At 45.3% G+C, this 21,506-nt stretch carries 15 protein-coding genes; 7 read left to right on the top strand and 8 right to left on the bottom strand.

The features are described 5' to 3' along the window. Window positions 1-596: 596 nt before the first annotated feature. Both ABS362_RS15640 and ABS362_RS15645 read right to left on the bottom strand, forming a co-directional pair. The gene (locus ABS362_RS15640; protein ID WP_350413525.1) at window positions 597-752 is read right to left on the bottom strand and encodes a hypothetical protein; all 156 of its coding nucleotides are present in this window, start codon (window positions 750-752) and stop codon (window positions 597-599) included. A 41-nt stretch (window positions 753-793) separates the two neighbouring features. Beyond that, window positions 794-958, bottom strand: coding sequence for a hypothetical protein (locus tag ABS362_RS15645; protein ID WP_350413527.1), 165 nt, complete (start codon window positions 956-958; stop codon window positions 794-796). 422 nt (window positions 959-1,380) lie between these two features. On the opposite strand from ABS362_RS15645, the gene ABS362_RS15650 reads away from it, so the two are divergent. Next, window positions 1,381-2,223: a cyanophycinase gene (locus ABS362_RS15650; protein ID WP_350413528.1), complete on the top strand. Its 843-nt coding sequence runs from the start codon at window positions 1,381-1,383 to the stop codon at window positions 2,221-2,223. Window positions 2,224-2,283: 60 nt separating this feature from the next. On the opposite strand, the gene ABS362_RS15655 is transcribed toward ABS362_RS15650, so the two are convergent. Then, on the bottom strand, window positions 2,284-3,177 hold the full coding sequence (locus tag ABS362_RS15655; protein ID WP_350413529.1) for an NAD(P)/FAD-dependent oxidoreductase: 894 nt from the start codon (window positions 3,175-3,177) through the stop codon (window positions 2,284-2,286). 308 nt (window positions 3,178-3,485) lie between these two features. Here ABS362_RS15655 and ABS362_RS15660 point away from each other — a divergent pair, with 308 nt between their 5' ends. From ABS362_RS15660 to ABS362_RS15675, 4 genes are all read left to right on the top strand, one after another. Beyond that, on the top strand, window positions 3,486-4,724 hold the full coding sequence (locus ABS362_RS15660; protein WP_350413531.1) for an OmpP1/FadL family transporter: 1,239 nt from the start codon (window positions 3,486-3,488) through the stop codon (window positions 4,722-4,724). A 17-nt stretch (window positions 4,725-4,741) separates the two neighbouring features. Continuing rightward, complete coding sequence (locus tag ABS362_RS15665) at window positions 4,742-6,208, top strand: SGNH/GDSL hydrolase family protein (RefSeq protein WP_350413533.1); 1,467 nt, start codon at window positions 4,742-4,744, stop codon at window positions 6,206-6,208. A 274-nt stretch (window positions 6,209-6,482) separates the two neighbouring features. After that, the gene (locus ABS362_RS15670) at window positions 6,483-7,820 is read left to right on the top strand and encodes a M16 family metallopeptidase (protein WP_350413534.1); all 1,338 of its coding nucleotides are present in this window, start codon (window positions 6,483-6,485) and stop codon (window positions 7,818-7,820) included. Between the two features lie 103 nt (window positions 7,821-7,923). Further along, window positions 7,924-10,014, top strand: coding sequence for an insulinase family protein (locus ABS362_RS15675; RefSeq protein WP_350413536.1), 2,091 nt, complete (start codon window positions 7,924-7,926; stop codon window positions 10,012-10,014). Between the two features lie 620 nt (window positions 10,015-10,634). Here the strand turns inward: ABS362_RS15675 and ABS362_RS15680 are convergent. Then, window positions 10,635-11,543, bottom strand: coding sequence for a DUF72 domain-containing protein (locus ABS362_RS15680; protein ID WP_350413537.1), 909 nt, complete (start codon window positions 11,541-11,543; stop codon window positions 10,635-10,637). A 288-nt stretch (window positions 11,544-11,831) separates the two neighbouring features. On the opposite strand from ABS362_RS15680, the gene ABS362_RS15685 reads away from it, so the two are divergent. Further along, the gene (locus ABS362_RS15685) at window positions 11,832-12,485 is read left to right on the top strand and encodes a septal ring lytic transglycosylase RlpA family protein (RefSeq protein WP_350413538.1); all 654 of its coding nucleotides are present in this window, start codon (window positions 11,832-11,834) and stop codon (window positions 12,483-12,485) included. 738 nt (window positions 12,486-13,223) lie between these two features. On the opposite strand, the gene ABS362_RS15690 is transcribed toward ABS362_RS15685, so the two are convergent. After that, on the bottom strand, window positions 13,224-14,240 hold the full coding sequence (locus ABS362_RS15690; protein WP_350413540.1) for a PorP/SprF family type IX secretion system membrane protein: 1,017 nt from the start codon (window positions 14,238-14,240) through the stop codon (window positions 13,224-13,226). 1 nt (window position 14,241) lies between these two features. Continuing rightward, complete coding sequence (locus ABS362_RS15695; RefSeq protein WP_350413542.1) at window positions 14,242-18,099, bottom strand: PKD domain-containing protein; 3,858 nt, start codon at window positions 18,097-18,099, stop codon at window positions 14,242-14,244. 263 nt (window positions 18,100-18,362) lie between these two features. Here ABS362_RS15695 and ABS362_RS15700 point away from each other — a divergent pair, with 263 nt between their 5' ends. After that, on the top strand, window positions 18,363-18,518 hold the full coding sequence (locus ABS362_RS15700; RefSeq protein ID WP_350413543.1) for a hypothetical protein: 156 nt from the start codon (window positions 18,363-18,365) through the stop codon (window positions 18,516-18,518). A 17-nt stretch (window positions 18,519-18,535) separates the two neighbouring features. On the opposite strand, the gene ABS362_RS15705 is transcribed toward ABS362_RS15700, so the two are convergent. Further along, on the bottom strand, window positions 18,536-20,548 hold the full coding sequence (locus tag ABS362_RS15705; RefSeq protein ID WP_350413545.1) for an OmpA family protein: 2,013 nt from the start codon (window positions 20,546-20,548) through the stop codon (window positions 18,536-18,538). Then, entirely contained in the window at window positions 20,545-21,504 is a 960-nt protein-coding gene (locus tag ABS362_RS15710; RefSeq protein ID WP_350413547.1) for a PorP/SprF family type IX secretion system membrane protein, read from the bottom strand. The genes ABS362_RS15705 and ABS362_RS15710 overlap by 4 nt, the downstream gene beginning before the upstream one ends. Window positions 21,505-21,506: the final 2 nt, after the last annotated feature.

The raw sequence follows: 21,506 nt of genomic DNA on the forward strand, positions 1-21,506 counted from the left end.
GGGAGCCGCTTGCCTTGCTACTTTTTTACCGCAACAATAATAGTTGGTAAACGGGTTACTTGCACTCTGCCTAAAGAAATAGCCTGCAGGCATATTTCACAGAGCAAGTTCTCACTCTAACACCTTAGACATTGCTCTGCAGAACAAATGTAAGCTTTTAGAACTTGGCAAAAAAGGAAATCGGAGCACAGTCCGTAACATCAGAATTTAGAGCTCTTATTTTGCAAAAACCAGCCTTGCAGAGCTTAAACCCAAAATCATTAACAAAAAAAAGCCGCCTTTTACGAGAATCGTAACATTGGCGGCTTTATATTTTTAATCCAGGAATTTTTAAATCAGGGCGAGAGGGAGTGATGAACCCCTAAACTATACTATAAAAACAGTTGGGGCGGGGTTAGCAGTATGCTGGTAAGGGTGAACCAGCATCTCAGGGTTGTTGCGTAGTGTCATTAAAGATCTTGCGCTATGTGTTTTTAACCGGGCAAGGTATACGCACAGCAATAGTGCCAGCAAAAGCAATAAGGTTTTCATAGTGTGGATAGTTAAAGTCAGGTGTTGGGTGTAGCAGGCAGGTAGCGCGACCTATGTAGCCGGTGTTATATGGTCACCTCTACAACAGGTAATAAGTTAGGGTATTGATCAAGTTGCTTTATCTCTTGCTGGATGGTCATTTCCTCCATGTTTTCGGCCGCTTGTTTCATGGCAAACCCGAAGGCAACTAAGAGAGCTAAAAGAAGAACGATAATTTTCATAGTGTTAGATTTAATGGTTATTGGTTAATTTATTTTACTGATTAGCTTTTGTGGCCTATCACTTCAACAACAGGCAATAAGTTAGGGTAAGATTTGTACTGGTTAAGCTCATTCTGGAAGCTGATCTCTTTCTGATCGTCAGCAGTCTTTTTCATGCCGGCTCCGAGGCCCAGTAATAATGCGAGAAGCAGTGCGATAATTTTCATAATAGTAGGTAGTTAGTTGGTTATAAATTCTTTTCTTTCTGATGCTTTGTAACTAATAGATGGTACTCATAATCAAAAGGTTGCTTGGCCATCTATAATTTTTTTTATTCTTGATTGGGTTATTGCATTTTGTGTGCCAAACCACATAACAATCTAATTATCAGTTAATTACAAACAAAACACACCTATATAGGGTTGTAAAAGTGTCCGGTGGCGTACACTTTTCTGTTCAGAAGTGAACAAGTTTTCATTTCCGTACAGTGCATCTCCGGACAAATAGTTCTTAAAATGAGAAGGTTATAGTGAGTTTATAGTTGTGGAACCACCAGGCAACTATATTTTATGGAAGCTGAAGCGGGTTTCGCATCAACAAAGGGCGCTAAAACAAAGTATAAGTTACATTACAGTTAGCGAAAGCATATATGGAACAAGTAAAAGGAAAATTGATAGCTCTTGGAGGAGGCGACGACGAAGGTATGATCCGGTTGATCCGTTCTGAAATCTGTAATCTCAACTCTAACATAGAAGTTATTGCTACAGCTACTCCAAAACCATCTGATGCAGTTGACTCGGGGCATGCTTATAAGGAAGCCTTTGAAGAACTGGGTTGCAGCAACGTAAATTTTATGCGTATTGACGAGGAGCACGAAGCAGATATTCCTGAAAACCTGGAGCGCATAGAAAAAGCAGATGTAATATTTTTTACCGGCGGCGACCAACTGCGTTTAGCCAAATTTCTGAGCGGCACCAGGCTCCTTGATATTATGAGCCGACGCTACCGCGAGGAAGACATTATTATATCAGGTACCAGCGCCGGCGCAGCAGTTATGTCTGACAGGATGATATATGACGGCTACGGGCATTACTCGTTTATAAAAGGCGAAATGAAGACAACGATAGGCTTTGGGTTTATAAACAACATTTATATTGATACACACTTTGCAGAGCGGGGCCGTTTTGGCCGCCTGGCCCATGCCGTTGCCCACGACCCTACACACATTGGTATTGGCCTGAGCGAAGAAACCGGCATTATCATAAAAGAAGGCGACCAGGTAGAAGTATTCGGGCCGGGAGTGGTAACTATAATAGATGCCAGCAAAGTTAAATTTTCGAGGGTGCGCAAAGCCGAAGAGAATGAACCTATTGCCGTTGAGAACCTGGTGATGCACCTGTTAACAGAAGGATACCGTTACTGCCTGCGCGATCATCTGTTCCAGCCGGTGGCACACCAAACCACCTTAAACGGAAACACCATTACAGCATAACTATAACTATAGCCTGCAACTATAAACCATCATGGGTATAGTTACAGGCTATAGTTATAGTTACTTCCGTTCCTCGTCCTGGAGTTCTATGTTAATGGCAACACCTGCTTTGGCTCCTTCGGCGGCGGCAACTATAACCAGCTGCATATCGCGGGCGGCATCTCCGGCCACAAACAAGCCAGGTATGTTACTATGCTGCTGACGACGCGTTTTAATAACACCTTTACTGGTAAATTCACACCCCAGCTGTTCGCCCAGGTCGCATTGCTGCGTACTTCCCGTAGAAAAGAACATTGCCTGCTGTTGTTTAACCTCCCCGTTTGCCAGTATAATGCGCTCCAGCATACCGTCATTCCCTTCCAGACGGGCTATCTTATCAGTGCATAGTTTTACTTCGTTTCGCTCTAATAGATCCAGGTCTGTTTTGGTAAGTTTATTGGTGCCATCTGTAAATAAAGTAATATCCGGGCTCCAGGTTTTCATGGCCAGCGACTGCCCTACGCCGTTCCTGTCTTTGCCATATACTGCAATCGCTTTGTCGCGGCTTTCCCAGCCATCGCAATACTGGCAGTGGTGTATACTTTTGCCATAGTAAGTTTCCACGTCTTCTATTTCGGGCAAAAAATCTTTAAGCCCTGTGGCCAGCAACAGCTTTTTAGACTTGTACACCTTCCCATCTGTATCATTCAGCACAAATTCGCCTTTAGAGTAAGTGGCTGTAACTATAACCTTTTCAATTACCTCCACATCATAGCGTTTCAGCTCTTCTCTTCCTTTTTGTATAAGCTCGCGTGGGTTCATGCCATCGCTGCCCAGGAAACCATTCATATGCTTTGCCCACCGGTTGCGGGGCTTACCACTATCAAACACAAGCACTTTACGGCGCGAACGCCCCAGCAACATGGCTGCATTCAGTCCGGCAGGGCCTCCGCCTATAATTATAACATCGTACATAAATTCAGTATCAATTCCAGATTCAAGACTATGTAAACGTACAGTTTCTGGAACAGGTGGTGCCAAGGACAAAATTTATAGTTTGGCTGCCAGCTGTTTTATAGTTGCCAATTGTCCTGCAATACGGGGGGGCAGCGGTGCAGCAACTATAAGTGAAGCTGCAAGAACTTCATTCAGAATACTTTTTATCGTTTTTCGACTGATAGCAAAAAATATTTGAAAAAAAGCAAGCCCTGCTCTTAGGCTGCATATTAAATATTTCTATATTTGTTTAGACGTAAAACACTCTATAATTAAAAGTTGCATTTATGAAAAGTAAAATCTTAGCCTTGCTGGGCAGCACCCTGCTTACAGGCACGGCCATGGCCGGCGGATACCAAGTGAACCTGGCCAGCCAGCGACAGATCGGTATGGGCCACACGGGTACAGGTCTGGTTACAGGGACTTCCAGCATTTTCTTTAACCCTGGTGCTATGGCACAGGCACGTAACGGAATAACTATAGGTGCCAGTGCTATTGTTTCTAAAATTGCTTACCAGGCTCCGGATTATTCTGAAACTGCAGCTGACAACCCAACAGGAACACCTTTTCAGGTATATGGTGTTTATGGCATAAATGACAAAATCAAGGTAGGCCTTGGCGTATACACTCCTTTCGGCAGTACTGTAAACTGGGGAAGCGAATGGTATGGTCGTAAAGGTCTAAATGAACTATCGCTTAAGGCTATTTATATACAGCCAACTATAAGCTACCAGGTAACAGATAAATTAGGGATTGGTGCAGGCGTAACCTATACTATAGGAAGTGTAAACCTGCAAAGAACACTACCAATTGAAGGCGAAGGCGGAGCAGAAGCTGGTATTGAACTGGATGGCGATGCTAAAAGCGCTTTTGGTTACAACTTAGGAATTTTCTTCCAGCCAACTGATAAACTTTCTTTAGGTTTAAGCTACCGTTCTAAAGTAGATGTAGAAGTTGAAGAAGGTGATGTTACATACTCAAACCTCGAAAATCTTTCAGCTTCAGCAAGAACGAATTTCCCTGATGGGGCTCAGTTTGCTGCAACATTACCTTTACCCTCAACTCTGTCTTTTGGTATAGGATACAATGCAACTGAAAAGCTTACATTAGCCGTTGACATTAGCCGAGTAGGCTGGAGTGAATACGAAGAATTACGCTTTGACTTTACTAAACCAGTAGGTGGCAATACTACATCTGCGAGTGCTCGTAACTACGAAGATACTTACATCTACCGTATTGGTGCAGAATACAAGGTAACTGATGCGCTTGCCCTACGTGCCGGTGCATATTATGATGAAACTCCAGTGCAAGATGGTTACCTAACTCCGGAAACACCAGATGCTGACTCACGTGGTCTGTCTGTAGGTCTGGGTTACTCTATTAACGAAAATATCAGCATAGATGCTTCTTTCCTTTACATCAATAAGAAAGAAAGAACCGATGAAGCAAATCTATCAAATGGCGTACCAGGCACGTTTAAGTCTATTGCATACATCCCTGGTTTCGCTTTAAACTATAACTTCTAATTTTCCAGTTTATCAATATGAAGAACTTTGTCTATAAATCTGGTATGCTGGCACTTTTTGCCGGTGTATTACTTACAAGCTGCGATCCTGAGATTGATGTTGCAGAACCTACTTCAGGAACTGCAGACTTTAGCAGCTATGTTGCAGTAGGTAATTCGCTTACTGCAGGGTATGCTGATGGCGGTCTGTACTTAGAAGGGCAGTTAAGCTCTTATCCTGCATTATTGGCCCAGCAATTTCAAGCTGTTGGTGGCGGCGATTTCACCCAATCATTGTTCACTGAAGCTCAGAGAAACGGTACAGGATATTTAAGGCTTGTTGGATTTGGTGCTCCTGCTATACCTGGTGGCAGCCCTACGCCTATAACAGAAGCAGTTAAAACTGAATTAGCTATTCGTGCCGCAGTAGGTCCTAACCCAAAACTTCCTGTTTTTTTGTATACCAAGTTTACAGGTAATGTAAACAACCTTGGTGTACCGGATATGCGTATTTCCGAGATCAAAAATAACAACCTGGCTAATCCGCAGAACTTCGATCCACAAACAGGTCGTGCATTGTTTTTCCCACAGTTCGAGCGTGTTGCAGCAACTGCACAGCAGTCTTACCTGGAGTACGTACAGGCAAATGTAGATGCAGCAGAGCCTACATTCTTCAGTAACTGGTTAGGTAACAACGATGTTCTGACTTATGCTACTTCTGGTGCTTTCTCAAGTACACTAACAGATGTTGCTACCTTTCAGGCAAACTATAGTGAATTGATAGATGTGCTAACAGCTAACAATGCTAAAGGTGTAGTAGCAACAATACCTAATGTTACAGCTGTTCCATTCTTCACTACTGTTGGCCCCACTCTTAAAGCAGGCTTAAAAGCAAAAGGAATTCCTGCAATTGCTATATTAACAGGGAAAACAGCAACCCGTGTACCTCTACCTGTAGATAACATTAAGGATGCTACTGGTGGCACAGCCTTAATTCCGTTAACTGCATCTGCCTATATACCATTATTAGGTGCTCCAGGCGGTAAATACTGGAGAGATATATCAAAAACTGCATTCCCTGGCAACCCAACTGCAGGTTTGCAATACTTCCTTGGAACGTATGGTATTGACACAACACAAGCTTTTGGTACAGCTTTAAACCCTTGGCCAAGTTCATTAATACTTGATGAAACTGAACAGGCAGAAATCGCAACCAGAACAACTGAACTGAATAACATTATCAAAGCCGAAGCACAATCAAATAATTTAGCAATTTGGGATGCAAACGCATACTTTAACAGCATTCAGAATGGCTTTACAAGAAGTGGCGTATTCTATTCACCTGCATATATCAGAGGCAACTTATTCTCTTTAGATGGTATACACCCTACTCCAAGAGGACAGGCAATAATGGCAAACGAGTTTATAAGCGCTATCAATGCTAAATACAATGCTCGTATACCAAAAGTTGACGAGACACAGTACCGTGCAATAGTTTTACCTTAATCAGCTTATAGTTTAACTATAGCAAAAGCGCCTCCTAACCGGGGGCGCTTTTTTTATGCCAATGCTTTTTGTAACAGGGTAAAACTATAGTTATGGTTCGTCGAGTTATCAGCAGGGTTCGTCAGCAAGTGCTATGGGTTTGCCGAATCGTGATACAGGTAAGTTACTGCAGGCTGGGATGCTGACAGTTTTTAGGTTAAATTTATACGGTGGAGAAGCAGGCTGTTCTAGCGCCTCTTCACAGTCATCAGTATCATTTTACACTTACAAACATATGAAACGTAAAATTATCGCCTGCCTTCTGTGGTGTGCAACCAGTGCAGCTGCACTCGCGCAAACCCAGGGCAACAAGATCGAGTTCACGGAATATACCCTTCCGAACGGGCTGCATGTTATCCTACACAAAGACAATTCAACTCCAAACGTTGCTGTGTCGGTGTTGTACCATGTAGGCTCCAAAAACGAAGTAAAAGGACGTACGGGTTTTGCTCACTTCTTTGAGCACTTAATGTTTGAAGGAACCGAGAACATTGACCGTGGCCAGTATATGAGCATGGTGCAGGCGGCAGGTGGCTCACTTAATGCCAATACATCTTTCGACAGAACATATTACTACGAGTTACTGCCATCAAACCAGGTTGCTTTAGGTTTATGGATGGAAGCAGAGCGTATGAAAGGCGCTAAAGTAGATGAAACAGGTGTAGAAACCCAGCGCAAAGTAGTGCAGGAAGAAAAACGCATGCGCGTTGACAACCAGCCTTACGGAACTATACTGGAAAACACGTTTGGGTTGGCTTACAAAGAGCACCCTTACAAAATCACTCCGATCGGCACTTTCGAAGATTTGAATAACGCCAAGATCGAAGAGTTCCGCGATTTCTATAAGACCTTCTATGTGCCAAACAACGCGACACTTTCTATAGCCGGCGATATCAACATCGACGAGACCAAGAAAATGATCGAGCAGTATTTCGGCAGCATTCCAAAAGGCACTAAAGAGATACCTCGCCCAACTATAAAAGAGCCGAAGCAAACAGAAGAGCGTCGTAAAATTGTGTACGACAACATTCAGCTTCCGGCAGTTATTCAGGCATACCACATTCCGGCGCAGGGCACTCCTGACCATTATGCATTATCCATGCTGACCACTTTATTATCTGGTGGCGAAAGCGCACGTTTACCGAAAGCGCTGGTTGATAAGCAGCAGAAAGCTGTGGCAGCTTTGTCTGTACCTTTCCCGACCGAAGACCCAGGCCTGTTCCTGACCTATGCTATTGCGAGCGTTGGCACAGAAGCACAAGCGCTGGAAGATGCCATGAATGCAGAGATCGAGCGTGTAAAAACAGAGCCACTTAGCGATAAGGAGTTCCAGAAACTACGCAACCAAATCGAGAGCCAGTTTGTGCAGCAGAACAGCACTGTAGCCGGCCGCGCCGAGAACCTTGCCAACTACCATGTATACTATAAAGATGCGAACCTGATCAACACAGAGATCGACCGTTACATGAAAGTTACCAAAGAAGATATTCAGCGTGTGGCGAAAGAATACCTGACCAAAGACAACCGTGTAGTATTGCACTACCTGCCAAAGTCAGCTCAGCCTAAACAGTAATTTTTTAAGACAAAGGTTATGATGCTACAGGAAGCCCGGTTTATACTTAAGCAACTTCTTCGCCTGATAGCCTTTCGTCAAGTATAAAAAGAGAATTTCACTCATGATAAAGAAATTATATACCACTTTGGCGCTGGCTCTGGCGCTGGTGTCTGTTGCTCCGGCACAAACAAAACAGTCTCCGCCTGCTGCGGGTCCGGCTCCTAAAATTGAGCTTGGCAAGTACGAGCAGATCACGCTTAAAAACGGCCTTAAAGTATACGTGGTGGAAAACCACAAGCAGCCGGTTGTATCTATGTCTTTAGTTCTGGACAGAGATCCGATCCTGGAAGGCGATAAAGCTGGTTATGTATCGGCTGCAGGCCAGATGATGCGTACCGGAACTGCTACCCGCACCAAAGACCAGTTTGATGAGCAGGTAGACTTTATTGGCGCTAACCTGTCGTTCAGCTCTACAGGCTTTAACGCTTCATCGCTTAAGAAGCATTTGCCTACGTTGTTAAACCTTACTTCTGATGCCCTGCTTAATCCTAAGTTTACCCAGGAAGAACTGGACAAGGTTAAGAAGCAGATGATAGCCAACCTGGCATCTGAAAAAGATAACCCGGATGCGATTGCCAGCAAAATGCGCAACATGCTGCTTTATGGCAAGGACCACCCGTACGGCGAGGTAATGACCGAAAAAACAGTAGAAAGCATTACGCTTGCTGATGTTCAGAACTACTACAACACATACTTTAAACCAAATATCGGTTACTTAGCTGTAGTTGGCGATATCACTCCTAAGGAAGCGAAAAAGCTACTAAACAAGTCGCTGAAAAACTGGAAAAAAGGCGACGTACCGGCTAAAACATTTGATTTACCGGCAGCTCCGGCTAAAACGCAGGTTGTTATAGTTGATCGGCCAAGCGCAGTACAAAGTGTACTTTCTTTTGTTAACCCAGCCGACTTAAAGCCAGGTGCTCCTGATGCCGTTTCAGCTCAGTTGATGAACACGATCCTTGGTGGTGGTAGCACAGCCCGTTTATTCATGAACCTGCGTGAAGACAAAGGGTATACCTACGGTGCTTACTCGTCTCTTTCTTCTGATGAGATACTGGGTCGTTTTAATGCATCGGCTAACGTGCGTAACGCTGTTACCGATAGCGCTACTGTTGAGTTTATGAAAGAGCTTAATAAGATCCGCAGCGAACGTGTAACGAACGACGAACTGAACTACGCAAAGGCTTACATGACTGGTAACTTTGCCCGTGGCTTAGAAAATCCGGCTACTGTTGCAGTTTATGCTATCAACACGGCACGTTACAACCTGCCAGCCGACTACTATGCAAACTACCTGAAAAAAGTAGAAGCTGTTACAGCAGAAGATATCCAGCGTGCAGCTCAGAAATATGTAACTCCTGAGCAGTTATACATTGTTGCAGTTGGTAACGCAGGCGATATAGCTTCTAAACTAAAGAAATTTGACCTGGAAGATGGCCAGATAACTTACTACAACACTGCCGGCGAAAAAGTAGACCGTAGTGCAGCCGCTACAACTGTTCCTGCTGATGTAACTGCAGAGAAAGTTCTGGCGAACTATATCAAAGCAATTGGTGGCAAAGCGAACATCGATAAGGTAAAAGACATTACCGTAACCAGCAACGCAACTATACAGGGCATGCCGCTAGTGATTACGCAGCAGCAGAAAGGTTCGGATAAGTTTGTAGCCCTTGTAAGCATGAACAACAGCCCGCTTCAGCGTGTAGTTATCAACGGCGACAAAGGTAAAATGGAAGCTCCGATGCAGGGCGTAAACAAAGACATGACAGCTGAAGAATTGGCTACCCAGAAACTGGAAGCTGACATGTTCGCGCAGTCTCGTTACGATAAGCTTGGCGTTAAAACCAAAGTAACCGGCATGGAAGATGTTGATGGCAAGCAGGCATATGTAGTGGAAGCTACGCAGGCAAATGGCCAAAAAACACTGCATTACTTCGATAAGAACACCGGCCTGTTACTGAAAGATGTGAAAAGCCTGCAGTCGCCACAAGGTGTACTTACCCAGACTAAAAACTACAGCAACTACAAAGAAGTAAGTGGCATTAAAGTACCTTATACAGTAGAAACTTCTGTTGGCCCTCAGGTTATTAAAGCTGAAGTACAGAAGGTTGAAGTGAACAAAGGCATCAGCGACGATACATTCAAGATCTAAGAACTAGTTTCTTAACTATAGCAAAAGCGGCTGCTCCAAATAGGGCAGCCGCTTTTTTGGTTTTAAGTTTAAGGCAAGTCCTTCTGGCTTAATGTAACTATAGTTTCTCTCTTGTCATCCCGAGCTAAGTCAAGGGGATCTTATGTGTTTTATAGCTTTTCCTTGTCATTTCGAGCGCAGCCGAGAAATCTCATGTGTCCTGTAGTTAGAGTTCTTACAACCCGAAATAGACGCAAAATATTGCGTCTCTACATTCCCGTTTCGTAGGGATAGGCTTCACTATAAAACTATAATTCCGAATATAGCAAAGGCAGAAAGTCCCCCTTTGAAGGGGGCGAAGGGGGATGTTAAATCGCCCAGATCTCTCACGCTGTTCGAGATGACAAAGTAAAAAGCAGATAAACTCCCCGCCTTGGACTACCGAGAAGAGAGTTCGAAGGTAGCGAGCGTAGCTCTGAGGGGTTGGGGGTGGTTGGATTACAGCAACTATAAAACTATGGGCAAGGCTACTACTATCCTTGTCCCTTGCGGGCCAGTTGAGTCGGGTGACCCAACAGTATAGTAAGTCACGAGTCAGGAGACTCGCGCCAGCATTACCAACTATAAAGCTATCTCTTCGCTCAAAACAACTCACCCTGAACAGGCTGCACAAACTTCTTCGGAACTTTTAAGTCTAAACCACACACTTTGTTCAGCTGCTCTATCAGGTAAATAGCCAGGTCTGGGGATAAAGTGTTGTCGGGTTCATGCACGAAAAAGTATAGTTGCTGCAGGCCATTATCAAACCAAAATTTCAGGCGATGTACCCAGGCATCGATGCGGCTATAATCTGTTGGATGGAGACCATTACCGACAAAACGGATCATAGCAGTGGGTGTGGTAAGGCGCATGTGCAGCACGTCGCGGCGACCAGCTACGTCTGTCAGCACAGAACCTATCCTGTATTTCTCCAGTACTTCAAATAGCTCCAGGGAGGCGATATTATCTGTAAACCAGTCGGGGTGGCGTAGTTCTACGGCAACCGGTATGGTCTCCGGAATAAACTTTACAAATGCTTCCAGGTCTGGTAACTGGCTCGGGCCGAAGTAGGGGGGCAACTGCAGAAACGAGCTTCCCAGGTTATCTTCCAGTCCGGCTATGGCTTCGCAAAAAGCAGCTGTCATGCTATGCGTGTTTTGCAGGGCACTCTCGTGGCTAATGAGCTGCGGAAATTTAGGGCAGAATTTAAAACCGCGCGGAACAGAATTTCGCCAGCGCTCTATTGTTGTGTCTCCAGGTATATGGTAATGTGTGCTGTTAAGCTCGATGGTGTTAAACTGTTTGGCATACCACAACAGCGAATCTTTTTCGCGCATTGTTGCCGGGTAAATACTTCCTACCCACGATTTGTTTACCCACACCGGCAAACCAATATACACTTCCGGTTTCTCGTCTTGTTTATTCCTGTTCAGTAAAGGCTGAGTATCAGGATGATCTGCCGGCAGTGTAAAATCCACCTGATCTATGTTCTGTAATTTCCCGAAATCCATTTTAAACGTTATGTGCTATACTATACGCTTTTGCGCTGAAAATTGTACGAACGTATGAATTTATACCATTATGAAAATATTTTCATAAAATTTTTTATTGCACTTTCTTCTAAACTCCTGCATTAAAATAAGCCTATACTTGCATAAAAAGCATTTTTCGCATTATAGCCCTTATAGCAACTTTGTACCATATCCTGTATCCCCCTCCGCACAGAGGGCAATATTGCGTTAAAAGGCTTCGTTTAAAAAATTATTCGTAAATTTGCTGTTTCACCAACAATTTAAAATATGATATATAATAGAAAGTGCATCCTCTTAACAGTAATCATTTTTCTATTTATTGGCATCGGCCAGGTAACTATAGCACAGGACATCACACAAACCGAAACAGGACCTGCCTCCTGGTACGGCAGTAAATACCACGGCAGAAAAACCAGCAGCGGCGAACGTTACAATAAGAACGACATGACCGCAGCGCACAAAACACTTCCTTTTGGCACTAAGGTAAAAGTCACCAACCTCGCCAACAACGAATCAGTAATCCTTCGCATCAACGACCGCGGCCCATTTGTGGGCAACCGTATTATTGATGTTTCTGAAGTAGCTGCCCGTAAACTGGATATTCACAGCCGTGGTGTAGCTAAGGTAAAAGTTGAAGTGATCGAGGTAGATGGTAAATCTTTAGTAGCCGCTGCACCAACTGAGCCAGAAACTTATACTATCCAGAAAGGTGCTTATACATCTGAGGAAACTGCGCTGCAGCAGAGCCAGAAGCTAAAAGCTTTTGATAAACATCTGACTGTAGAGCTGATGGAAGATAAAGTACAAGGCAAAAAGATTCACCGCCTTAAAATCGGGAAATTCGGCAATAAGCAAGAAGCCGAAGCTTTTAACGACTTACTGAAGGAAGAAGGCCTTGACGGCGAAATTTCTGCATCGTAACAGTTATTTAAAAGTAAAATAGAAGAGCGAAGCTAACCGGCCTCGCTCTTTCATTTTACAAACTATAGTTTATTTATTGTCATCCCGAGCGTTAGCCGAGGAATCTAATATGTCCTATAGTTGCTTTTTTGTCATTTCGACGTCAGGAGAAATCTGAATCGTATAGATTGCTTTTTTCTAACTCGAACCAAGCTATCCTGTCAAACCACCACCAATCCTGGGAGCTTTAGTTACCTATCGTTTCAATCCATCTTTGGTGCCCTCACGGCCGGGAGGCCTCGTCTTTGGGCATCGCGCTGTGCGAATCTCTTTTGCTCGTCCCTCGCAATGCCTTACGGCACCAGATATTCACAAGGCGCTCAACCCAAAGACTGATACGCTTCTCATAGCAACCGCTTAACTATAGTTTGATACTATAAGCTTCGAATTTTATCGTGGCTATAGTTCCGTAGGGACAGGTCGCTACCTGTCCGCTCAATACCGTAAGCCATAGAACTAAGAAGTAAACTATAGGAATAGTAGAAACTGTCCCCTTGAGGGGACTATAGGGGTGTTAAGACTGAAACGATAAAACTAAGGTTGCACCATATGCAAAAGCATAAAAGCTCCCCTCCTTAGACTACCGAGAAGCGATTTCGAAGGTAGCGAGCGTATCTCTGAGGGTTTGGGGTGGTTGGATAATTCCAACTATAGAACTAACAAAACCAGCAATTATGGCAAGGGGTAGGTAAACAGCAACTACAGACTCGCCGGGCAAAATACCTTACCACGGTTATTCAGCAACAGGCCAACCACTATTTCGTGGCTGCCGTCGCTCACTCGGCCAATATCGGAGTTGGAGATATCGTAAGCATAGCCCACCTGTAGCAGGTTTGAAATGTTTACGCCAGCCAATACCACAGCCGCATCTTTATGCCTGTACGACCCACCTAACCATACTTTATCCTGGAACAAGACTTTCACGTTCGCATCTACTGATAGTGGCGCTGGCTGCACATATTTTACCATAAGCGATGGCAGCACCGAAAGATCAGGAGACACAACTATTTTATACCCACCAGTTGCATAGTAGTGCATAAAAGCCCGGTCCTGGTCCGGAATACCTGTTTCCCTGCTAAGCTCGTCCTGCAGTATCTGCGACGTGGTAGCACCTATGTAATATTTGCGGGTATAAATCAGCATGCCAGCAGAAATGTTAGGCTTTGCCCTGCGATAATCTCCCCCCATAAAAGTAGGGTCAGTAGGATTTGTTAAGTGCAGGCCCTCCTGGTCTACGGCATAAAAAGAGAAGCCACCCGTTAACCCCACTGACATCATCGTTGACTTATTTAAAGGCATGTGGTAGGCATAGGTCAGGCTGATGTCGGTTCGCTCCAGAGCGCCGGCCTTATCGGACAGTGCTGTAAAACCAAGGCCGTGATGCGCCTGCGGCATTACCATGCTGCGGCTTTTATAGTTATGATTTAGCTCTTTGCTACCGTTCCTGCCCCGGTAAGGCACGGTGCTGGCAGTTTTGTTAACATTAAACTTATTAAAAGGGGTGTGCACTGTAGCATAATAGGATTTGGGCGCTCCACCCACGCCACTCCATTGATTGCGGTACCCTATCTTCACATCGGCATAGTTCTCTACACCAGCCATAGCAGGGTTAAGCAAATACCCATTTAACATATACTGGCTAAAGTGCGGCAACTGCTGTGCGGTAGCTACCAAACCTATAGTCCATAAAACAATTGTCAGAATAGCGCCTTTCATCTTATCTCAGTATGGTTATAGAGCCCGTAAATGCTTTCCTGCCTTTGTTTGTATCGATGATATAGTAGTAGGCGCCATCTGGCAACGGGCTTCCGTCTCTGGTACCGTCCCATGGGTTGCCATATCCTCTTGAGGTGTACACTTGGTTGCCCCAGCGGTTAAACACGGTCACTGTCATGTCCGGGTAGTCGTAAGAGCCATCTATCAGCCAGACATCGTTAATGCCATCTCCGTTAGGTGAGATACCATTCGGGATGCGGAGCCTGCGCAACACGGTTATCGTTACTTCGTCAGTGCTGACACAACCTTGCGGCGATGTTGCAGTCAGCGTATAAGTAGTCGTAACTATAGGCGATGCTTTTGGCTGTGCAATGTTAGCGTTATCCAGGCTTTGTGGCGACGACCATACCAAAGTACCTTCTCCGCTACCTTCCAGTGTTATCGTTTCGCCTTCTATAATGATCGCTCCACGGCCAGCTTCTACCAACGGGTAAGGCGAGAACAGTATCTCTACTTCATCATCAACAGACGCACACGGGCTGTTTTCTACAAGCCAGCGGAGTTTATACTTTTCGTTCATCTGGCCAGAGAATGTAGCCTGAGGATTATGTATATCTGAAATGTTCCCCCCAACACCGTTAAGAATAGACCAGGTACCTTTAGCCGGCGACGGGTTATTCGCCTGCAGGCGCGTGCTGGTTGTACCGCAAACCGGAATCTGGTCCGGACCGGCTTGGGCTATTGGTAAAGGCACGATCTTAATCTGCTTCTCTACCACATTGGTGCAACCCATGTCAGTTGTAACTATCAGCTTTACAGTGTAGATGCCGGATTTTGCATATTGGTGGGTCGGGTGTTGTAGCGACGATGCACTTCCATCTCCAAATGTCCAGCTCCAGGTTGCAATGTTACCGCTGGATACTGTACTTTCATCCCGCAGCCTCACAACATCCGAAATACAGGTAGGAGCCAGCGTAAACTGCGCTTTTGGCAGCGGGTAAACTACGATCTGCTTTTGCTGTATATTTTGGCAGCCGTTTTCTGTAGTTGCTGTGAGAGTTACGGTGTAAGTGCCGGCCTGCTTATAGTTGTAAGTCGGTTGTGCCAGTGTTGATTTGGAGCCATCCCCGAAGTCCCAACTATAGGAAACTATACTGCCCTCGGCCACCGATGAGGAATTAATAAAAGTAGCTGCTTCGCTCAGACAGATATTACTTGTTGTGAAAACGGCATCCGGGTTGGCATTGATAGTTATAGTCTGGGTAGTTGTGTTGCCGCAAACTATACCGGAGTAAGCTGTTAAGGTAACGGTGTAAGTTCCGGTCTTTGTATAGTTGTGTTTCGGGTGTTGCTCTGCTGATGTTGTACCGTCGCCAAAATCCCATTCCCAACGCACAATTCTGCCAAAGGCAACTTCCGATTCGTCTTTAAACTGTACTTCGCTTCGCTGGCAAAAATCTGAAGCCGAGAATTTAGCTACCGGGTAAGCGCCGCTAACAATGTATTCTGTTTCGATGGTTTCGGAGCAGCCTCTATCGGAGTAAGCGGTAAGTGTTACATTATAAACACCTTCAGCGGTATACCTGTGTTTCGGGTTTTTGAGCGTTGATTTGTTTCCGTCGCCAAAATCCCATTCATACTTAACTATAGAACCGGATGCTATAGTTGACAAATTCACGAACTGCGCCTCATCCCGGATACAGATATCAGGCAGTTCCACCTTTACTTCCGGCAACGGATTGATCACGACATTTTTGCTAACTATAGTCTGGCAGCCGGCATTAGTGGTAACCGTAAGTTTAACAGTGTAAGTGCCCGGAGCAGCATAAGTATGGTCCGGGCTTTGGGTGGTTACCACAGGCGATCCATCTCCAAAATCCCATTCCCAGGCAGCTATAGTTCCCTCGGCAACGGTAGACTTATCTGTAAAAGAAGTAACACTGGTGTGGCAGGTTTCCGGGGCCGTAAAATCTGCAATTGGCAACGGATAAACTTTTACCTTATTTACTTTTACATTGCTGCACGTAGAGGCCGTTTGTATGGTAAGCGTTACATCATAGGTTCCGGCCGTGGCATAAGTGTGGGTTGGGTGCTGCTCCGCAGAGGTTGTGCCATCGCCAAAATCCCAGTGCCAGCTTATAATTTCGTTGCCCGTTACAGAGGTGGTTGATTTATCTTCGAACGTAACGGCCCCTTTCTCGCACTGTCCCACCGAACTAAACTCAGCTACCGGATTTGGGTAAATGATCAACTCTGCTGACGTAGCGTCTTGTGAGTCGCAGTCGTTGCCGTTGTTTCGGGTAGTTACCAGCGTAACCGTATAGGTGCCCGGTTCTGCGTATTTGTGGGTTGGCTTCTGCTCATCCGAAGTGGTGCCATCGCCAAAATCCCAGTGCCATTTAAGCGGCTCGTAAGATGCAAAGCCGGTAAAGCCAACAGTCTGGCCATCGCAATAAGGCTCTTTATCGAAAGTGATGTTCTGAATCAGGTTTTTGATGTTGGCACCAGCCGAATAGCCGTACGACTCTACATGCCCGAAACCATAGGCAATAGCGTTAAATCCTTCATCTGCCTTTAAAGTATGGTTACCCAGCGCTACCTCGTTCTGCGAATAAGAAAAATCAGGGTTGCCCGGTACCGGCGTAAAAGTAACAGGGTTGCCATCTAACCTGAATGTACTTGTCTCGGAAGTACGCATGAACACATTTATAAAGTGCTTTTGTATCTGGTAGAATGGCGATGAGTAAAGCGTAATATCTTTCAGGGTTTGTTCTACCGGGTTCAAAATAACCATTTCAGGGTCGCCTAGAGCACCATCACAGATCTGTGTTCTCGGGTATTGCGCCAGCATGATCGGTTTATCTGCTGTTACATTGTTGGCAATATCACTCTGGAAGTCGTAATACTCGCCCTGATTTATAGTTATCGGGGCAACTCCGTTTAAGCGTATAGTTGTCGCATCTTTCGAGGCCAGTACCCGGAACATATCACCACCCGACCTCGACAGCATAGGAGCCGTTACATAATTCTGGCCCCAAACACTAAGCGGGTATAGTTGCTGAAACAGGTTGTCGCCAGACGAAGTCGGGTAGTTTACAGGCGTGGACGGGGGGGGCGTTAACGCATCAGGGCACCCCAGTTTAGTATAAGAACTACCCGAGAAAACAGCTATCTTTTTGCAGGATGCGCCATTCAGGCCAACAGATAAGATCTTTGTACCTGTAAGGTCGTTGATAGACTGCACCTGGTATACATCTCCTTTATTCAGTGTTACGGTAAATGTTTCGTTGGCAGGTTTGCCGTTACGAGTTGCAGCAGTCGGTGTGATCTCTACGGTTGTTTCATCTTCTACGCCCACTATCATAAACTCCGAAAAGTCTGTATCCGGGTACTGGTTGTAGGCAATGGTATAGTATTCGCGGCCCAGCGTACCGGTTGGCAATACCAAGGTGGCTCCTGAAATATTAAGCGAGTAAATGTGCGCGTATACTACTACAGGCTCTACAGCGGTAACATGTATCCCTTTTTGTTCGGTAACCTCAGACCCTCTTATAAAAGCCCCATAAGGCACTTTAACAACGGTAACTTTATTGGGCACCACCGTATAAGCCTGCGAAAAACTTAAGCCCGGCACTTCCACCACACCTGTTGTGGCAACGGTAGAGGTTATGTACAGGCTCATTTGCGGCATGCTGGACCCATTTTGCCGGATACCATTGATGTGGCCCATAAAACCAAGCCAGAAATCTTTGCCTTTGTTGGAGGTATTTTGTGCGGATACGCTAAAAGACAGGAGGCACAGTAAGCTTAAAACTATAGTTCGTGCTACGGCGGAGTAAACGTTTGCTTTCAAGGTCATGATAGTCGGGCAGCTATACTTTTGCAGGTGCTGCATTTAACAATAGAACTATAGACTAAGAAGCTGCTTGCTGGCAAAAGCCGGAACTATAAAAAGCTAATCAGAATAATATCAGAAGGCTACACTTTATGCTCTTTACGGGGCATCAAGTATCACTTATCAGGCAGAATATTACGCATCAGGAATTAACAGCTAAATATAATATACAAAATTTAATATTTAGTTACCTGCCTGTCAAAAATTCAATCTTTACAGAAAATATTGTGCAATTATACTTCCAGCCTCAGTTTAAAAGCAAAAGTATCAAGCAGACAGATGAGTTTATGGATGCTGACAGGTGCCATGCTGCCTATAAATGGTGGCTGGTCGGCACAGTAAATTATAGCTATAGTTTAAAACAAAAGAGCGGCACCGTTTAAGTGCCGCTCTTTTGTTTTTACAGGTTATTTACCTTTCTTAGTATTTTAAACTCTGTCCGTCGGTTTTCCTGGTGCATGTCTTCCGGACAATAAACGCCGTCTTTACACTTGTTTATCAGTTGGGTTTCGCCGTAGCCTTTCGGTACCAGCCTGCTTCGGTCTATCCCTTTCAGTACCAGGTAATCTACAGCAGCGTTGGCTCTCAGGTCAGACAGCATCTGGTTGTAGTAGTTTGTCTGGCGGCTATCGGTATGCGAGCTTAGTTCTATAACTATAGCCGGGTTATCTTTCAGGGTCTGAACCAGTTTGTCCAGTTCTACAGCAGCTTGTGCCGTTATCTCATATTTATCCAGGTCGTAATAGATGTTCTCGATCACGATCGGTCTGTTTGGCGTATCGCGGTTAAACACCATCTCCACTTTTACAGAGTCTGTTGTGTTGCGGCAGTCCGGCGATACGGTTATAGTTTGGGTCAGGTAATTAGGCTTGGCCCCGCGTATAGTGTAAGTAGCACCTGCAAACACCGGGAATGTAAAGTTACCTTCTGCATCAGATGTCAGCTCTATAGGCTTTGCATCACTCCCTGCTTCTGTTATCTGTAGCATCACATTGCCTACAACTTGCTCTACTTTTTTACCACGGTTCTGGGCATCGGCCACAAATTCTATAGTTTTACCGGCTATAGTACATGGCAAGCGATTCTCTACAAACGACAGGATATCATCAAATCCATCGGTTGCAAACCTACCCGACGATAACATGCCTGTTTTACCGGAAGCGTCCATTACCAGCCCCAGGTCGTCGTGCGATGTGTTGAACGGGTATTTCATGTTCTCCACGGCTGTCCAGGCTTTATGTGGGCCTATAGCTTTAAAAAGGTCAAGACCGCCCATTCCCATATGTCCGTCCGAAGAGAAATACAGCACGCCGTCGGCACCAACACTCGGGAAGCTTTCGCGGCCGGTTGTGTTTATCTTGTTACCTGCATTTACAGGGGAACTCCATTCTCCGTTTGCCTGCCTTTCGCTATAGTAAATATCTGTTTCACCTAAACCACCCGGCATATCCGATACAAAATAAAGCATAGTACCATCTGCATTTAAAGCCGGATGCCCGATAGAGAACTGGTCTGTATTATTATACTTAAAGGCTTTCACCTTCTTCCACTTACTTCCTTTTTTAACAGCAGTATAAATCCCAAGCCTGTTGATGTGCGTACCGCCTTCAGCCCCTTGGAACCAGCTGGTAGGATCGCTGTTCTTCTTTATTTCACGGCGAACAGCACGCGTACGGGTAAAGTATAAGGTGTTGTCTTTTTCGAGGGAAACGGCCGGGCCGTTGTGGTAGGTTGTGTTTATAGCCGATGGCAGTGCTACCGGTTTATCCCATGTTGTATCTGATTTGGCCGGTGCAAAGTACATCTGAATGAAGCCATTACCCGTCCAGGCGTAGCGTGCCGATTGTGCTTCTCCTTTGCCTTGTAATCTGTCAGAAGCAAAGTATAAACCGTCTTTTGCTTTAAAAGGGCTAAAATCGGCTCCATCCGAGTTCAGGCTTTTCTCTTTCCATACTCTGAATGGCCTGGGGTTACGTATCCATTTCATGGATGTATCGCAGGAGGCAGCCATTTGCTGGGCTAAGGCAGCCTGACCTGGTACGCGCTTGCTATACTCCAGGAACAGTTGCTTTGCCTTCTCATAGTTACCGTTCCGCTTCGCCGACTCAGCATACAAAAAGTAAACCGACGGATCGGCACCCGCAAATGTAATTACCTGCGCGTACCAGAACTCAGCCTCTTTACTGTTGTTCAGGATGCGGTAAATATCGGCAATGCGCTGCACTACCTTTAAGCTCGGCTCGCCCTGGTCCAGTATTGCTTTATACTCATCCAGCGCCAGGCTAAATTCGAACTCATTAAAATGTTTGTCAGCCTGTTGTGTATCCTGCGCTTTTGCTATCTGGGCAAAAACAAGCATAACACCAAGTAAAATAAGCGACAGGCAATACTTGCGGGTAATCTGGTAAATCATAAGTTACGCGGCGTGATAGTGCGTCCGTTTTGTTTTTTGAAAATAGAGTAGCCCAAAGATACTTCGTGCGATGAATAATCACGAAGCTTTGTAAGGCTTATATCGTACGAATAACCGATCCTGAATTTAGGTGTGGCATATACCTGCGCCATTAATGCCCAGGCATTTCGTTTTTTAATTTCGGTCATGTCTACTTTTGTAAACACAGGCACGGCAGTACGGTAAGAGCCTCCCAGCCATAACTTGTTATACAACAGTAAAAAAGCGTTCAGATCGAGATTGGCCGGCCCTTTAAAGTCATGCTTTATCAGGAAGCTTGGCTTCAGGTGCACGTAAGCTCCCAGGTCAAACATGTAGCCCGATGAAAGAAAGTAATGTCGGCGCGGAGTTGCTATGACCGTATTATCATCCTTAAAAGGGATAAGATTAGCTGCGGAAAAACCTGCATAGTAGCGCTCGGTGTTAAAGAAGACACCAATCTTAGCATCAGGCAATATCTGCGTTTCACGGCCTTCGGGTATGGCTGCATCCGGCACATCGTCCCCGGCATCAAGTTTAGTTCCGTCCAGGGTATACTGGGCTACACCACCTGCAATACCAAACGAAAGGCGCGCCGTACGGCTCAGGTTTACACGGGTAGCAATGTTGGCATACAAGCCTGTCTGGCTTTGCGCCCCGATCATGTCGTTCATTAAATGTACCCCCCAGCCCATGCGGTCGTTTTTCATGGGACCATCCGCGCTCAGGGTTTGGGTGGTAGGTGCACCTTCAAGGCCTGTCCACTGCGAGCGGTACGTAGCATTAATGTTCAGGATGTCTTTGCTACCTGAGTAAGCAGGGTTTATCACGAGCTCGTTGAAGATGTACTGGCTATACTGTGGCGCCTGCTGTGCATGTGCCTGCTGCATAACCATTGCAACAAGTAACGTGAGTAATAAGGGTAGTTTTGTTTTCATGG

This window comes from Pontibacter populi, assembly GCF_040278685.1.
In the GTDB taxonomy this organism is placed as follows: Bacteria; Bacteroidota; Bacteroidia; order Cytophagales; family Hymenobacteraceae; genus Pontibacter; species Pontibacter populi.

Excerpts from the sequence above, each read along its gene's own strand:
- ABS362_RS15640 (WP_350413525.1), bottom strand. The coding sequence starts at position 752 with ATGAAAATTATCGTTCTTCTTTTAGCTCTCTTAGTTGCCTTCGGGTTT.
- ABS362_RS15645 (WP_350413527.1), bottom strand. The coding sequence starts at position 958 with ATGAAAATTATCGCACTGCTTCTCGCATTATTACTGGGCCTCGGAGCC.
- ABS362_RS15650 (WP_350413528.1), top strand. The coding sequence starts at position 1,381 with ATGGAACAAGTAAAAGGAAAATTGATAGCTCTTGGAGGAGGCGACGAC.
- ABS362_RS15655 (WP_350413529.1), bottom strand. The coding sequence starts at position 3,177 with ATGTACGATGTTATAATTATAGGCGGAGGCCCTGCCGGACTGAATGCA.
- ABS362_RS15660 (WP_350413531.1), top strand. The coding sequence starts at position 3,486 with ATGAAAAGTAAAATCTTAGCCTTGCTGGGCAGCACCCTGCTTACAGGC.
- ABS362_RS15665 (WP_350413533.1), top strand. The coding sequence starts at position 4,742 with ATGAAGAACTTTGTCTATAAATCTGGTATGCTGGCACTTTTTGCCGGT.
- ABS362_RS15670 (WP_350413534.1), top strand. The coding sequence starts at position 6,483 with ATGAAACGTAAAATTATCGCCTGCCTTCTGTGGTGTGCAACCAGTGCA.
- ABS362_RS15675 (WP_350413536.1), top strand. The coding sequence starts at position 7,924 with ATGATAAAGAAATTATATACCACTTTGGCGCTGGCTCTGGCGCTGGTG.
- ABS362_RS15680 (WP_350413537.1), bottom strand. The coding sequence starts at position 11,543 with ATGGATTTCGGGAAATTACAGAACATAGATCAGGTGGATTTTACACTG.
- ABS362_RS15685 (WP_350413538.1), top strand. The coding sequence starts at position 11,832 with ATGATATATAATAGAAAGTGCATCCTCTTAACAGTAATCATTTTTCTA.
- ABS362_RS15690 (WP_350413540.1), bottom strand. The coding sequence starts at position 14,240 with ATGAAAGGCGCTATTCTGACAATTGTTTTATGGACTATAGGTTTGGTA.
- ABS362_RS15695 (WP_350413542.1), bottom strand. The coding sequence starts at position 18,099 with ATGACCTTGAAAGCAAACGTTTACTCCGCCGTAGCACGAACTATAGTT.
- ABS362_RS15705 (WP_350413545.1), bottom strand. The coding sequence starts at position 20,548 with ATGATTTACCAGATTACCCGCAAGTATTGCCTGTCGCTTATTTTACTT.
- ABS362_RS15710 (WP_350413547.1), bottom strand. The coding sequence starts at position 21,504 with ATGAAAACAAAACTACCCTTATTACTCACGTTACTTGTTGCAATGGTT.